Below are 16,410 nucleotides of genomic sequence, written 5' to 3' on the forward strand. Positions count from 1 at the left end.
CTGAAGCCTTCATTTTCAAAATAATACTGCGTATGAAATTGGTAGCCATCCTGATGCTGGCCGCTTTTTTGCAGGTTAGCGCGAAGGGGTATTCGCAGGAAAGAATTTCGCTGGACTACAGTAATATCAACATCAAGAAGCTGCTTGGCCTCGTCAGCAAAAAGAGTGATTACACCTTCCTTTACCGGAATGTGACCATTCCCGATAAAACCGTGAGCATCCGCGTAAAAGATGCGCACGTGCTCCGCATTCTCGACGAAACACTTGCCGGCACCGCGCTTTCCTACAAAGAGCTGGGCGGAAAGCTTATTGTGATCATCCCCGCCGGGGAAAAAATAAATGCCCGCACCATAACCGGGAAGGTCACGGACGACAGCGGCCAGCCGCTTATCGGCGTAACGGTGATCGTAAAAGGCACTACCAAAGGTACGCAGACAAACGCCGATGGCGAATATTCGCTGGAAGTGCCTGAGAATGCCGTGCTGGTATTTTCCTACATCGGCCACGAATCGCAGGAACTGGCTTTAAAAGGAAACATCACCCGCCATAATGTAGTGATGAAAGCAGGCGCCAGCGGTCTTTCCGAAGTGATCGTGGTAGGCTACGGCACACAAAAAAGGATCAACCTGAGCGGCGCGGTAGACGCTATTTCCGGCAAGGCATTGCAAAACAGGCCTATTGCCAACGTGAGCACCGGGCTGCAGGGCCTTTTGCCCAACCTGAATATCGGTATCGCCAGTGGGCGTATTTCTTCCGCACCCAGCATCAATATCAGGGGATTTACGACTATTGGCAACGATAATGTCCAGGTGGACCCTTTCATCCTCATCGATAATATTCCCGCTACCAAAGAAGAGCTTACCCGCCTGAACCCCGCGGACATTGAAGGAGTATCACTGCTGAAAGACGCTGCGTCGGCCGCAATCTACGGCGCCCGGGCGGCTTATGGCGTGCTGCTTGTTACCACTCGGTCAGGATATTCCAAACGCGTGGCCATTTCCGTAAACACCAATTATGCATTGCGCACGCTTGGCAAAGTACCCGAGCTGGTCACCGATCCCTACACCGTAATGGACTACAAGCACCGCGCCGCTACCCCGCTCTACAACCTGTACCCCGAGGCAGTGCGTGAATACGCCAAAAAACGCTCCGCCGACCCTTCGCTGCCGGCTGTGATCGTGGACCCCACCAATCCCAACGCCTGGGCTTATTATGGCTCCACCAACTGGCTGGAAGAGGCTTACCGCAAAACGGCCCCTTCTTCCAATACCAATTTCAGCATTTCCAGGAAAGACGACAAGCTGTCATTTTATGTATCCGGTGAATACTTCCGTTACGACGGCCAGCTGAAATACGGCAACGATATCTATAAACGTTATAACCTGCGCGCCAAAGCCGCTTATGAAGTGAACGACCGCCTGAAATTCGGGGTCAACACCGTATTTACCTCCAGCGATTACGATTCGCCCGTATTCCTCGACGGAGACTTCTTCCATAACGTAAACCGCCAGCACTCCCTGGCCGTGGTCCGTAACCCCGACGGCAGCTGGACCTCAGAAGGCGCGGGACTCTTCGGCAGGATGCAGGAAGGCGGCCGCACCAGAACGTACCTGGACGAATACCAGGCATCCCTAAACGGTGAGCTGGCCATCGTTAAAGGCATGTGGGACCTGAAAGGAGATATGACCTTTCGCCGCGCTTCCGGCAATGGCAAGTCCTTCGATGTTTCCATTCCTTACCGTACCGGTCCCGACCAGCCTTTTAAATATGCGGGCACCAATCCTTCATACGGTCGTAACAGTTCCGATGCCACACGTTACAATGTGTACAACCTGTATACAGACTTTCACCACATCTTTGCAAAAAAACATTATGTGCAGGCGCTGGCCGGCTTTAACCAGGAATACCGTTATTTCAGCACAAGCTCCACCACGCGCCAGAACCTTATCAGCAACTCATTACCCGACCCGGTACTGAGCACCGGCACGCTGTCGCAAACGGGCCGCGTGGAAGACTGGGCGGTACGCGGGCTTTTTTACCGCCTGAACTATATCTATAACGATAAATACATCGTGGAATTCAATGGCCGCTACGATGGCACATCCCGCTTCCCTGACGGCGACCGCTGGGGTTTCTTCCCTTCGGCATCCGCCGCATGGGTAGTAACGGGCGAAGAATTCTTCAAGCCCATCGCTTCCGGCATCAAGCTGGACGTGCTGAAGCTGCGCGCTTCCTATGGTGCGCTCGGGAACCAGGTGACGAAAAGCTTTTATCCATATATACCCACCATGCCCACCGGCCAGATCGGCCAGATACTGGACGGCAGCAGGCCCATCGGCGTAAAGCAACCGGCCGCGGTATCTCCCACGCTTACATGGGAAAAGGTGCAAACGCTTAACTACGGCGTATCTATGGCCTGGCTGAACAACCGCCTGAGCCTGGATGCTGACATCTATACCCGCCGTACGAAAGACATGCTGGTAAAAAGCAAGACCCTGCCCGCCGTATTCGGAGCTGCCGAACCGCAGGAAAACGCCGCGGACCTTAAAGTGAACGGCTGGGAGATGAGCTTTAAATGGAGCGATGCGGTAAAGGTGGGCGGCTCGCCGCTGAACTATTCCGTTCGTTTTATCCTTGCAGACAGCAGGGCTTACATCACGAAATACGATAACCCGGCCGGCCTGCTCAGCGACCATTATGTAGGAAAAGAGATAAATGAAATCTGGGGTTTGGTGAACGACGGCTTTTTCCAGTCGGAAGAAGAGCTGAAGAGCTGGCCTGACCAAAGCGGCGTGGGGTCTGATGACCAAGGATATAAATTTTATGTAGGCGACCTTAAGTTCAAAGACCTGAACGGCGATAAAAAAGTGAACTACGGCAAGAACACCGTATCTGATCCCGGGGACCGCGTCATTATCGGCAATTCTTCGATCCGCCTGCCATACAGCATCATGCTGAATGCGGACTGGAAAGGATTTGACGCCAGCGTATTTATCCAGGGAGTGGGCAAGCGCGACTGGTACCCTAATGCCGGCAACCACTACTTCTGGGGCGTTTTCGCACAACCCTGGACGAACGTACAGACCCACAACCTGGACAGCTGGACGCCTGAGCACCGCGACGCATATTTCCCACGTGTAAAATCATACATCGCGGAAGATCAGTCGGAGCTGGGCGCGCCGCAGACCAAATACCTGCAGAACGCGGCTTACCTGCGACTGAAGAATGTGACGGTGGGTTATACACTGCCGTCTTCTCTCACGAAGAAGGCACACATCGAAAGGCTGAGGATATATTTTGGCGCGGAGAACATCTTCACCAAAACAAGCCTGAAAGCGCGCATCGATCCTGAAGGGCTTGGCGGCAGCGTGTATCCCTTCCAGCAGACCTATTCCGGCGGCCTTAACCTGAACTTTTAATCCTGCATGAAATCAATCACCATGAAAAAGATCCATCACTTCATATACATCAGCATGTTTGCGGCCACCGCCGTTTCCTGCAAAAAGGAATTCCTGGACCGTTTTCCGCAGACGGACGTAACGAAGGAAACATTCTTCAACACGCCGCAGGACCTCGAAACATATTCCAATACGTTTTATGAATACCTGGGCCCGGGCTGGGACGATATCAATTCAGACAACATCAGCAGCTACAGCGGAAGCGGCGAAGTGGACGTGCTGGTGCGGGGCACCATCAACCAAAGCAACGTATCCTCCTGGGGCGGCTGGAACAGGGATGCCTGGGCCCCGTTGCGGCGTTTCAATTACATGCTGGACAATGTGGGCAAAACCACCGGCGACCCGGTTGCCATCAGGCATTACATCGGCATTGCGCGTTTTTTTCGCGCACAGTTCTACATGGGTAAGCTAGCGCGTTATTCAGACGTGCCATGGTACAGCACCGCGTTGGCCACCAACGACGAATCGCTCTACAAAGCACGCGATCCCCGTTCCCTGGTGGCGGATTCCATCCTGAACGACCTGAACTACGCCGTGGAGAACATTAAGCCCGACGAAGGCAACCGCACCCGCGTGAGCAAATGGAGCGCGCTGGCATTGCTGGCACGTTTTGGGCTGAGCGAAGGTACCTGGCGGAAATATCATGCGGAACTGAACCTTGGCAACGATCATACGCGCTTCCTTGAAAGAGCGGTGTGGGCGGCGGACCAGCTGATGGCCAGCGGGCGTTTCGCGATCAACAACACCGGGAAGGGAGCGGAGGATTACCGCGCTCTTTTCGTAAGCACTTCGCTGAATGGCAATAAAGAGATCATCCAGATGAGGGATTATCAGCAGGCGCTGGGCGTAGGAAATAATACGCATACGGTGCTGGGCTGGACCTGGTCGCTGAGCCACAGCCTGGCTGCTACCTACCTCATGAAAGACGGTACACCGTTTACATCGCAGCCCGGTTACCTCACGAAAGACTTTGTGAGCATTTTTGAAAACAGGGACCCAAGGATGGCCGAAACCATCGCTCCTCCCGGCTTTTCGCCCAACCTGGACGGCAAGCCCTACATCGCGAAGCCAAACCTTGGCGGCTACGACCAGGTGAAATTTTACCCGCGCAATCCTTCGCAACGCCTGGGCTGGGATATGAACTACTCCGCCCTGCCTATATTCCGTTTTGCCGAAACGCTGCTGATATATGCGGAAGCAAAAGCCGAGTTGGGCGCTATTACGCAGGCGGATATAGACAAGACCGTCAACCTGCTGCGCAGCCGCGTGCAAATGCCCGCGCTGAGCATTGCGGCAGCCAACGCGCAACCGGATAACGTTCTGGCGCTTCAATACCCCGACGTAACAGGCGCCCTGAAAGGACTGCTGCTGGAGATCCGCCGTGAGCGCCGCGTGGAGCTGGCCTGCGAAGGATTCCGTTATGCGGACCTCATGCGCTGGAAAGCAGGCAAACGCCTGGAAGACGCGCAGGCAGGCATGTACGTGCCCGCACTCGGCGCGCTGGACATTACCGGAGATGGCGTGCAGGATATTGCCATCCTTGCTTCCCCGAAAGATGAATCGCCCATCGCAGGCCTGCCGGACAACATCAAAAAGAACCTGGCTAAATTTTACCTGAAAGATGAGAACGGGAAAGACAATAACTTCAATTTAAAGAACGGGACCTCAGGCAATATTTATTTCATCCGCGACCGCGATCAGCCGCGCAGTTTCGTGGAACCGAAATATTATTACCGCCCCATCCCGCAGGAGCAGCTGTTGCTGAACCAGAACCTGAAACAGATCTTCGGATGGGAATCATGATCATGATAAAATAACTGGCAGAGGTTGTTGCTCCACCCGGGCAACAACCTCTTTTTATATTTTTAACCGGAACCGATTTGTATGATAAAAATATGGACATTATTGCTGGCGGGCGTTCTGTGCTTGCCCGCCAGGGCACAGTTTGCCGGCAGGATCACGATAGAAGGCACACAGCAGGGGCTTGGCGCCGTGCGGGTGAGCGACGGGCTGAACGTAACGGTTACCGATACAGAGGGGAATTATACTTTGCCGGGCCATCCGAAACAACGTTTTGTTTTTATTACCACGCCGGCAGGTTACAGAACAACAGAAACCTTCTGGCAGCGCGCGGATACTTCACGCAAACAATATGATTTCGTTTTGCGGCCTTCAGCCCAAACAGGCCGGTTCCTCCGCATCACCGACACCGAAACCTGGCGCTACGATGCCTGGGTGACGGACCTGAAGGAATATGTGCAGGCCGAAGGGGCGGACTTCCTGATCCATACCGGCGATATCTGCTATGAGAAAGGAATGGCCTTTCATGCGGACCATGTGAACACCGCTGCCATGGGTGTGCCCACCTATTATTGCATCGGCAATCATGATCTCGTGAAAGGCCCCTACGGGGAAGCTTTATATGAATCTCTCTTCGGCCCTGTGTTTTATTCCTTTGATGCGGGGGAAGTGCATTACATCGTAACGCCGATGTTGCACGGCGATTACAGGCCTTCTTACACGGCAGATGACGTATACCGCTGGCTGAAGAATGACCTTGCGAAGGCCGATCCTTCAAAGCCGGTCATCATGTTCAGCCACGACCTGCTCACTTACGACAGCGTGTTCCTGTACAAAGACCTTAACCTGAACGAACACCGGCTGAAAGCCTGGGTTTACGGGCACTGGCATAACAACTTCACAAGGAAGCACGGAAAGAACGGCATCCTGTCCGTTTGCACCGCGCCTGCGGCGGACGGCGGCATCGATAATTCTGCCTGTAATTTCGAAGTGTTCCAGACCGGGCAGTCCGGCATCACAAACATTCTCAAAAAATACACTTACGTGCACCGCAACCTGTCGATGCAGCAAGTGCTGCGGCGCGGCAAACGTTCGCTGAGCGTAAATGCCTACCATGCGGCGGGTATGGTACAGGCGGTTACCGCACAGGTGTTCGACAGGCAGGGGAACCGATTGCAGGCGCTTTCATTGAAGCCTTTCACAGACTGGAACTGGCGCGTGGAGCTGCCTGCCGGTGCAAAGGATTTCACCGTTACCACCGAAGCGCGGCTGCGCAGCGGTGAAATCATTTTCCGGCGCGATACCCTGCGGCATTCCCCGCTGCAATGGACCGCGAACCTTAAAGGCAACATCTGGCGCAGCGCGCCGCTGGTGGCTGCCGGGAAGATATTCATCGGAACGATAGACGATGAAGCGAACGGGCATTCTTCCATTTCCGCGCTGGATGCGGCTGACGGCAAATTGCTGTGGCAATACCCGGTGGGCAATTCCATTAAAAATGTGCTGGCTTATAAAGACGGCCTGGTAACAGGCACAGACGCCGAAGGCGTAACCTATGCGCTGGACGCCAATACCGGTTCGCTCCGCTGGAAACATGCAGGCAATATGCAAACGTTGCCCGGTTATTCCGCCGGCGGCATCACCGATGGGGAGAATTATTACACCGGCGCCGCAGGATTCCTCGAGGCGATTAATCTCCGCACCGGTGCACCGGTATGGACCAACAAAGCCTGGAAAGGCGGCGAGGGCACTACTGCCGTGATGGCTTTGCAAGATACGCTGCTGGCTGTTTCCTCCAACTGGAACGCACTGTTCATGCACCACGCGGGCACCGGGCAGCTCCTCTGGAAACGCAGCGACGGCGGTATCCGTTTCCGCAGCAGCCCGCCTGTATTTGCAGACGGCAGGCTGTATGTTTGCGGCATCAATCTTCTCCACATCATCGATCCGGTTACAGGGCGCACTACAGACAGCATTTCCGTACCGGACGGTTTGAAGACCATGGCTGCGCCTGTGGTCACGGACAAGCTGGTCATCGTCAGCGGGGCGGGAAAAGGCCTGTTTGCTTTCCATCGCGATAATCTTCAGCCTGCCTGGCAGTTCAGGCCGGGAGAAGCATTATTGTATTCAGCGCCTTATTCCAAACCTTCCAGCGCCACTATTGAAAGCACGCCATTGTATTACAACGGCAAGCTCTACGCGGCCGCGCTGGATGGTAATCTATATGTGCTGGATGCCGCAACCGGGAAGGTTTTGCAGCAGTTTGCGCTGGGAAGCCCGGTATTCGCGCCGGTTACACGGGAAGGGAATAGTATCTACGTAGCGGATTTTGCAGGCAACGTGTATGCCTTTACAATATGATCCCTTGATCTCATAAAAAAGCCGGTACAATTGCTGTACCGGCTTTTCTTCATGTATTCAATAATGTTATTATTCCGCTATCATCATTTCTTCATCCTCGGGAAGCACGGCCTCCTGGCCGAAGCCGCTCAGCTCATGCATAAATTCGTCCGCCCAGAACTCGATGTTATAATGACTAATGATCTGGTACAGCCGCTTCATCCTGATCTGGCGTTCCGCGCGGTTCATGGAAATGGCTTCCAGCAGGGAGTTGATCATGGATACATTGTCGTACGGGTTGGTGAGCACCGCATTGGGCAGCTCCACGCTGGCGCCTGCAAATTCAGACAGCACCAGTACGCCCGCTGAATCAGGGTTCTGCCCCTGCACCGCCACATATTCCTTCGCCACGAGGTTCAGCCCGTCGCGGAGCGGCGTGATCCAGGCCACATCTGCAACCGCATAATAGGCCAGCACTTCCTCGAAGGAAAAAGAACGGAAGAAGAAATGAATAGGCACCCAGTCCATCGTTGAATACTGGCCGTTGATCTTGCCGATCAGCTGTTCCATTTCCTGCTGCACCTGTTCGTATATTTTCATGCCGCTGGCAGGCGGAGTGCAGATATTGATCAGCTCTACCTTTCCGTGCAGGTTGGGATGTTCCTCCAGGAACTGGTGGAAGGCCCTGAGCTTTTCCAGCGGGCCTTTCACGTAATCGAGGCGCTCTATGCTGAGGATGGTTTTTTTGCCGGTAGTGGGCTTCCTGAGCTGCGCGATCATTTCCTGCGTGGCGGGCTTTTCCGTCAGTTCGCGGATATAGTCCACATGCACGCCGACCGGATTGGCGCCAAGGCGCACTTTACGGCGGCCGGTGTCTATTTCGCGGGTCATCACGCCGGTGCCCATGGCGCAGCTGTAGGTGAGGAAGCGCGGAGCGGTGCTCACCTCTTCGGTGATCTTCACCGGCATCAGGCTTTTTACCACGTCCACGAAATTCTCCACGTAACGCGGGATGTGAAAGCTCACATAGTCGCATTGCATCAGGCTGTGGATGATCTCGCTCCGCCACGGGATGATGTTGAACGTATTGGCGGCGGGGAAAGCGGTGTGGTGGAAGAACCCTATCTTGAGATCAGGCCGCATCTGGCGCAGGTAACCGGGTACCATCCAGAGATTGTAATCGTGTATCCACACCATTGCGTTCGGCTCGGCTTCAGCCGCGGCCTTTTCTGCGAAAATGCGGTTCACTTTCAGATAATGTTCCCAGTGGGTATGGTTGAACTGCACCTTTTCGATAAACGAGAAAATGGCGGGCCAGAAAGCTTCTTTCGAAAAAAGTTTGTAAAAAATATTGATGTCTTCCTTTTGCAGCATCACCGGGCTGGCCTGCAGGTTAGGATAGACGGATGGGTCGATATAAAAATTCTCCGCTGTTTCCTGGTCCTCCTGCGATTCCTGCCAGGCGATCCAGAGGCCGGGCCTGCCGGTTTTGAAGAAGTTCGTGAGCGTGGGCAATATCCCGTTCGGGCTTTTGGGAGAGCGGCGCACTTTCTTCCCGTTCTCTTCCACAGTTTCGAAAGGAAAACGGTGATAGAGCATCACGAGCTGCGAAGATTCCTTCCCGGACGTTACCACATCCGGCATTTCTTTATAAAAAGGCCTGAAGGGCTCGAAATAATCCAGCGCTTCAAGAATGCCGCCCGCGCCCGCTGTTTCCGAGATATACACATCGTCCAGCAGGCTGGCTGCTTCGGCGAGGGCTTCTTCCGCTTTACCCACCACTACGCCCCGGAAGCCGCGGCCGTAAAGGGAGAGATCGTTCAGCGTATCGCCGGCTACGAGCACTTCATGCTGCGGCACCTGCAATAAATTCACCAGGTGCTGCAGCGTACTTCCTTTATTAACGGAAGATGGCAGCACGTCGAGGTATTTGCCGGCGGAAAGAATGATGTCACAGCCCATCGTGGCTTCCAGCCGGGATATCTCGTTTTTGATGCGTTCATCATCAAAATAAAAAGAACAGCGGCGCTGCTGTGGCACGGCCTGCATGCGGATGCCTTTCACATTTTTCAAAGCGTCCATCACGGCGCGTTTGCCGGGCCATTTCAGTTCAATATTGTTCTGTATAGGCTGAACGGGGCGGAGGGTGTGTCCGTCGAGCACCGTGGCGCCCACATCGCAGATGATATAATCAGGCCTGGGGATCACGGGATCGCTGAGCAGGGGGAGCACGCTTTCAACTCCACGGCCCGTTACGAAAATGAGCCGGAAATCGTCGTTTTCCCGTATGGTTCTGTATAAATGTTCCCTGTGTTGCGCGCTTCCGCCTAAAAATGTACCGTCCAGGTCTGTTGCTAAGATCATGCTTGTTTATTTGGTGACAGAATGCGGCATTATAGCTGTTGGTGGGCTAATGCCGTGGTTTTCAATGATTGATACGAGAGGTACCGGGTATTGATTGGGACCACAAAGGTACGAAGAAATGGGGAGGGTGAAGGTGACAACTTGGCGAAAAAGGTGACTATTAGGCACTTGTACTGCTGAATATTTTTATTAACTTGGCTATAATGATACAGCCAAAACGATTATTTGACGCGGTAGCTATCCAGCAGCAGAAATTCCCGAAAACAGACATGCTCGTTTCCAAAGTGAACGGCGAATGGAAACCATGGAGTACCGCGCAGGTGCAGGACACAGTGAACCGCCTTTCCGCTGGACTGCTGAGCCTGGGCGTGAGCGGCAACGATTTCACGCCTGAGAATGCGGATAAGATCGCCATTATCAGCAATAACCGGCCTGAATGGGTGATCACGGACCTGGCTGTGCAGCAGACGGGCGCTATCCTGGTGCCGCTTTATCCCACCACCAACCCGCTGGAGATCAAATTTATTTTGAACGACGCAGGCGCGAAGTACATTTTCGTGAGCAACACCGAAATGTATGAGAAGATCAAGGACGTGATGGGAGAGGTGCCCAGCCTGCAGAACATTTATACTTTCGACGATGTGCCCGGTGCGGCGCACTGGAGCAGGATACTCGATGCGTCAACGGACGACCTGCTGAACAAAGTGGAGGCCATCCGCCCCACCATCAGCGAGGAGCACCTGGCCACGCTGATCTATACTTCCGGCACCACCGGCACGCCCAAAGGCGTGATGCTTTCGCATAAGAACATCGCGAGCAACGTGTTCTTTTCCAAAGCAAGCTTCCCTTTCCCGGACGATCCGTCCTGCAAGGTGCTCAGCTTCCTGCCGCTCAATCATATTTTCGAGAAGATGGTCACTTACATCTATCTCTTCAGCGGTATCAGCATTTATTACGCTGAAAGCATGGACAAGATCGCGGATAACCTTCGCGAGATAAAACCCGACGGCTTCACCACCGTGCCCCGCCTGCTGGAAAAAGTATATGAGAGGATCATGAGCAAAGGCAACGAGCTGACGGGCATTAAACGCGGCCTGTTCTTCTGGGCCGTGGCATTAGGTAAAAAATACGACAACAACATCAGCGGCGGCCTCTGGTACAATATCCAGCTGGCCATTGCCAATAAGCTGATCTTTTCCAAATGGCGCGAGGCGCTGGGCGGAAGGATCTCTTTCATCGTGACCGGCGGCGCGGCCTGCCAGGAAAACCTGCTGCGCATTTTCAATTCCGCGAAGATACCGGTGTATGAAGGCTACGGCCCGACCGAAAACAGCCCGGTGATCAGCGTGAACCGCCGTTATCCGCCCGGTAATACAAAGTTCGGCACCACAGGCCCGCTTCTGGAAGGCGTGGAACTGATGTTCACCGAAGAAGGGGAGATCTGCGTGAAAGGCCCGAGCATGATGAAAGGCTATTACAAACGTCCTGACCTCACCGCGGAAGCTATCATCGACGGCTGGCTGCACACGGGTGACATCGGTACGCTGGTGGATGGAAAATTCCTCAAGATCACCGACCGCAAGAAAGAGCTGTTCAAAACCAGCGGCGGCAAATACGTGGCGCCCCAGCCCATCGAAAATAAAATGAAGGAAAGCCCCTTCATCGAGCAGATCATGGTGGTGGGTAACGAACGTAAGTTTGTAAGCGCGCTGGTAGTGCCGTCTTTTAATATGCTGAAGAAGTGGATGGAACAGAACAATGTTCCTTTTGTGTCCAACGAAGACGCCTGCAAACGCCCCGAAGTGATCGCGATGTATGAGAAGATCGCCGAGCGTTATAATGCCGGTTTCAACCACGTGGAGCAGGTGAAGAAATTCAGGCTGATGCCGCATGAATGGGGAGTGGAGACCGGGGAAATGACGCCCAAGCTGAGTTTGAAGCGGAAGGCGATATTGGAGAAGTATAAGGGGGTGGTGGATGAGATGTATGAAGGATAAGTGCCTTTTTGAAATATATTTATACTTGAGGAAATAATTTTATACTTTGCGTAAAAATACCTAACGGAACGGCGTCCCTTTTCCTAACGAAGATACTTGATTAAGTTACCCTGCTAGCTGAGACGAGATATCACACTGTGGAATATAAGTACCCTTTACCTGTGGTTTATCGTCGGTAGTATTAACTGAAATTATGCGGACAAATATTGTTAGCCTGGTTGTTACCTGGATTATGCCTGCCGGATACACGGTTTTGGCCAGGAAATCTATGTTTAGACTACTGGTGTTGCACTACTATCAGATTACCTATTCAGGATGTTCTACTGTTGCAATTTTATTAAAAATGATCAAACTATTCGTGAAAAAGCTTTTTCTCTTGCTTTTATTCACTATCTGCATTGAAAAAATCCATGCTCAATTGCCAGCCCCGGAGAATCCATTTCGTCTACCTGGCTATGCGGCGCCATCTCCAACAGCTGCGTCTATAGGTAGATATGGTGAAATTCCTGTGACCATACAAAGTGGCGTCCCAGATATTCGGATACCTATTTACGAAGTTGCAACTGGTAAGCAAAAATTGCCGATCAGTATTAGTTTTCACGGAGGCGGTATTCGTGTGACTGACAAAGCGGGTCCAGTGGGATTGGGCTGGGCTTTAAATGCCGGAGGAGTCATTAATAGAGTTGTACAGGGAATTCCTGATGAAAATAATCAATATGGTTTCCTGAAACAGGTATTGGATAACGACGATCCGGGGTTCAGCGAAAAGCTCCGCTGCCAGGCTATTTACAGTCAGTATATAACCGGCAAGTATCAGACCGATCTTCAGCCGGATATATTTATGTATAGTTTACCCGGCAAAAGCGGAAAGTTTATGCATAAAAATAAGAAGTATGTCGACATGCACCCAGGCTTTATGACTATTCCTTATGATCCGATTAAAATTGACACAAATTCCATAAATGACGGATATTTTCGCATTACAGATTCGGACGGCACGGAATACATGTTTGGTAAAGGTTATGAAGGAAACAGTTGCGTAGAAGGCTTTTACAGATACGAGGGTTTTGCGACATGGGGTGTCGAACATCGTGCAGCGTGGTTTCTTGCAGGAATGGTGTCTTCTGATAAAAGCGATACTATCAGATTTATATATACTACTCCCGGCGGTGACGTAACGGAAAGTAGGCCAGTTACACTTACAGGAACGGTTCACGATGATACCAATCCATTAAGCCTGCAATTTTCCAAATCTCCCGCTAATATTAAGTATGACTATACAACTAACGTGCGATTGCTCCAAACCATAAGATTTAAGAATGGAGAAGTGCGATTCACCTATAATGCCAACAGGTGGTTGCAGGAAATGAAAGTTGTGGCAATAGATTCAACTTCGGAAGAACAGATTTTCCGGTGGCAGTTTTTTCGTGATGCAGAAAAACTCGACAGCGTCCGCCAAGTGGGAACAAATGGTGTTCCGCTCCCCGCCTTTGAAATCGATTATATTACCAATACAACAGGGCAATATGTTCGGCCGACATATAATTCCAATGGCCGGGACCTCTGGGGGTTTTATAATGGGAAGGATAGTAATCCGGACCTGTTATGGGTAGATGGGGTTAACGGGATGCCAGCCCCTATATCAGTCATTGATCGCCGGATGCCAGATGAAGTGTACATGCAATACGGGCAGATAAAAAAGATAACATACCCCACAGGCGGTAGTTCCGAATTCTTTTTTGAACCGAACAAGACAACCCGTCAAACGTATCGTAACGACACTATATGGAACACTATGAGTCACAGGGTATATACCTGGATTCCCACATACGGTAATGCTCAGCCGTCAGTTACGTTTACGGTCAACCAGCAGCTAACTACTAAGAGCCGTGATGGAGGCGTTCAAAGCAATGCGGAACTTATATTGAATATTAGCCGTGCCTGTACGCCTAATTCTCCTCAACAGCCTTGGTGTGTACCCAACACGGTTCGTGTAAGGTTAGTGGATATAACAAGCGGGCAGGTACTTGTAGCAGAAATCTGGTTGCCGGCTTATTCTCAGCAAACAAGTATTGAGAAGCGGTTTTTTAACTTGGCGGTAGGGCATACATACCAATTGATATTACCTGACCCGGGGAACGTAGGGACCGGACAAATGCCCCAGTATAATCTGGATGCAACCGTCAGGGGAGAACAATACCTGTCACATACAACAGTTCCTGTGATAAACACCATACTTGGCGGTGGAATGCGTATCAAGCAGATCATTCACTCTGATGGAACGGGAAAACGGTTAATGAAGGAATATTCTTATCCTAAAAGTTACTGGAACTCTGATTATTTCAATGGTGATTTTGAGAGCTTTGCTAATTCTACTTTTGCTCATGAAAGGTCACGCCGTGGCGTCGCAGGTGCTCATGATGCTCCGAGGCCATTTTATAAAACCTGGCATGAAAATCTTACAATTCCGCTTGGATCTATTTATAACACTTCTTTGGCTAATGAGATTGTAGAGGAATATGATAAGAATCCTGATAGCGGTGATACACTTGGTAAAATTGCATATCGCTTCAATGTGGCGACCGACTACGTACCAAGATGGATGCCCTTTTTTAAGCTGGATTATGACCATGTCCGTAATCAATTATTAACGAAGAAAATTTACCGGAATACACCATCCGGAATGCAACTGATCCAAAGCGACTCAATCATATATAGGAATCTGGATGACGGACTAGCCGGAAAAAAAAATGAAGTTCGTACGTACGTTTCCGAAGTGCTGTGGCTGGGTGGAGATTATGATGGAGAACCATCTATAAACTTCTCTGCGAATAACTGCATTTATTGTGAAGAGTTTTGGAACACACGGTTCAAGCTGGATACGTTTAATTACCGTTCCCCACGAGTTATTCGTTCTGAGTTTCATTCAACTACTTATCATCCGGAAACTGGTAACACGATTACTGTAAATCAGAAATTTGATTATGATAATCTGATGCATATGCTGCCTACTAGTGTTCGCAGTAAAAATAGTAAGGGCGACAGTCTGGTGAACCGTTTTAAAAGACCACAGGATTACAATTATTTTTCCGGGTGTACAAATTGTGAAGCCCAGCTGGATGCCGGACTGCTAAGTTCGCGCAGTGCATATTATACCCAGCAGAAGCAGTGGCTGGACTCATTTTACTACTATGTCCGTTTGCGTGATGCAGCATATTTTCCGCTTTATCCCGAAAAGATCAATTATGCGAAAAGCCAGTTTTTGAATTATCAATCTCAGATGAAGACTTTGGAATTGACTGCTGCAAATAATAATGTCAGCTGTCGATTGAACAGCCTTTCCTGCATTGCAAATATCAAGGTTAACCTGTCCGAAAGTGAGCATGCTATTTGTAGGATGCAGGAGTTGTACAACATCGTGCCTGTTATTGAAGAAAAGGCATTTACAAATAACGTATTGACAAGCACGAAAGCGACTGATTATTTTTGGCAGACAGGTGATTACGTTACTCCCTGGAAAGTTAAAGCCTCTCAGCTATCCGCACTGCCTGAAGAACGGCTGGAGTTTACAAAGTACGAAAAAGGAAATCCTGTGCAGTTGAGAAAGTCAAATGACGTTCCTGTTTCTCTTATCTGGGGGTATGCTGGTACATTGCTTATAGGGGAGGTGACTGGTGCTCAGCAGCAAGATGTTGCATATGCCAGTTTTGAAACTGGAGAGAGCGGGAACTGGAACTTACCGTCATTTATGGGGATAGTTGGTGGAATTACCGGAGAAAAGTATTTTTCAGGAACCGGCTTCTTATTTTCCAAAGCAGGACTTTCTGCAGGTACGAAATACATTGTAACCTACTGGAGTAGGAATGGCGCTTATAATATCCCTGGTACGCAGGCTGGTTATCCTAAATTACTTCGCAGTATTATAAGGAATGGAGTGACTTGGACATTGCAAGAGCATTTGGTGACAGGGCAAAGCACGTTACAGGTTACGGGTAGTGGCAGCATTGATGAACTGCGGTTACATCCGCAAGATGCCGTGATGCGAACGTTTTCATTTAAGCCACTGCTTGGCATGACTTCTGAATGTAGTGCGTCGCATCGTTTGGTATTATATGACTATGATGAATTTGGGAGACTGCGGACTATGAGGGATGACGAAGGTAATATATTGCGTCAGCAAGATTATAGGTTTCAATTGACATTTCAGCCTTGACTCCCTGGAATATGACTTTTGAAAGCTTTAATAGTCGACTCAATCTTTAAACTTTTCGATGAACGCTTGATTTAATTTATATCAATATTTCCGAATACTTATGATCATGACCTCAAGGAAATTTCTATCCATCTTTGTTGCAGTCATTTGTTTGTTCCTACTGGCGAATCAAACCTTTGCCCAGAAGCCAAACACGCAAACTCAGCCTGCTGCGCCTACACAAACGGTGAACCCCGTT

Annotated in this window: 6 protein-coding genes; 5 read left to right on the forward strand and 1 reads right to left on the reverse strand. The window is 50.8% G+C overall.

The features are described from left to right. The first annotated feature begins 32 nt into the window (after positions 1-32). The 3 genes from ACTJIK_RS22635 to ACTJIK_RS22645 all read left to right on the forward strand — a co-directional run bounded on the left by ACTJIK_RS22635 (position 33) and on the right by ACTJIK_RS22645 (position 7,619). On the forward strand, positions 33-3,419 hold the full coding sequence (locus ACTJIK_RS22635; protein ID WP_440649819.1) for a SusC/RagA family TonB-linked outer membrane protein: 3,387 nt from the start codon (positions 33-35) through the stop codon (positions 3,417-3,419). 21 nt (positions 3,420-3,440) lie between these two features. Further along, positions 3,441-5,261: a RagB/SusD family nutrient uptake outer membrane protein gene (locus ACTJIK_RS22640; RefSeq protein WP_440649820.1), complete on the forward strand. Its 1,821-nt coding sequence runs from the start codon at positions 3,441-3,443 to the stop codon at positions 5,259-5,261. A gap of 81 nt (positions 5,262-5,342) precedes the next feature. Further along, positions 5,343-7,619, forward strand: coding sequence for an outer membrane protein assembly factor BamB family protein (locus tag ACTJIK_RS22645; protein ID WP_440649821.1), 2,277 nt, complete (start codon positions 5,343-5,345; stop codon positions 7,617-7,619). A gap of 69 nt (positions 7,620-7,688) precedes the next feature. Here the strand turns inward: ACTJIK_RS22645 and ggpS are convergent, their stop codons facing one another. Then, complete coding sequence (gene ggpS / locus ACTJIK_RS22650) at positions 7,689-9,962, reverse strand: glucosylglycerol-phosphate synthase (RefSeq protein ID WP_440649822.1); 2,274 nt, start codon at positions 9,960-9,962, stop codon at positions 7,689-7,691. A 203-nt stretch (positions 9,963-10,165) separates the two neighbouring features. Here ggpS and ACTJIK_RS22655 point away from each other — a divergent pair, with 203 nt between their 5' ends. Next, positions 10,166-11,959, forward strand: coding sequence for an AMP-dependent synthetase/ligase (locus ACTJIK_RS22655; protein ID WP_440649823.1), 1,794 nt, complete (start codon positions 10,166-10,168; stop codon positions 11,957-11,959). Positions 11,960-12,152: 193 nt separating this feature from the next. Continuing rightward, entirely contained in the window at positions 12,153-16,172 is a 4,020-nt protein-coding gene (locus tag ACTJIK_RS22660) for a hypothetical protein (RefSeq protein WP_440649824.1), read from the forward strand. Positions 16,173-16,410 lie beyond the last annotated feature (238 nt).

It is taken from the genome of Chitinophaga sp. 22620 (assembly GCF_052044405.1).
Taxonomy (GTDB): Bacteria; Bacteroidota; Bacteroidia; order Chitinophagales; family Chitinophagaceae; genus Chitinophaga.

What these genes read in the sequence shown, in the direction of transcription:
- ggpS (WP_440649822.1), bottom strand. Translation starts at nt 9,962, where the DNA reads ATGATCTTAGCAACAGACCTGGACGGTACATTTTTAGGCGGAAGCGCG.
- ACTJIK_RS22635 (WP_440649819.1), top strand. Translation starts at nt 33, where the DNA reads ATGAAATTGGTAGCCATCCTGATGCTGGCCGCTTTTTTGCAGGTTAGC.
- ACTJIK_RS22645 (WP_440649821.1), top strand. Translation starts at nt 5,343, where the DNA reads ATGATAAAAATATGGACATTATTGCTGGCGGGCGTTCTGTGCTTGCCC.
- ACTJIK_RS22640 (WP_440649820.1), top strand. Translation starts at nt 3,441, where the DNA reads ATGAAAAAGATCCATCACTTCATATACATCAGCATGTTTGCGGCCACC.
- ACTJIK_RS22660 (WP_440649824.1), top strand. Translation starts at nt 12,153, where the DNA reads ATGCGGACAAATATTGTTAGCCTGGTTGTTACCTGGATTATGCCTGCC.
- ACTJIK_RS22655 (WP_440649823.1), top strand. Translation starts at nt 10,166, where the DNA reads ATGATACAGCCAAAACGATTATTTGACGCGGTAGCTATCCAGCAGCAG.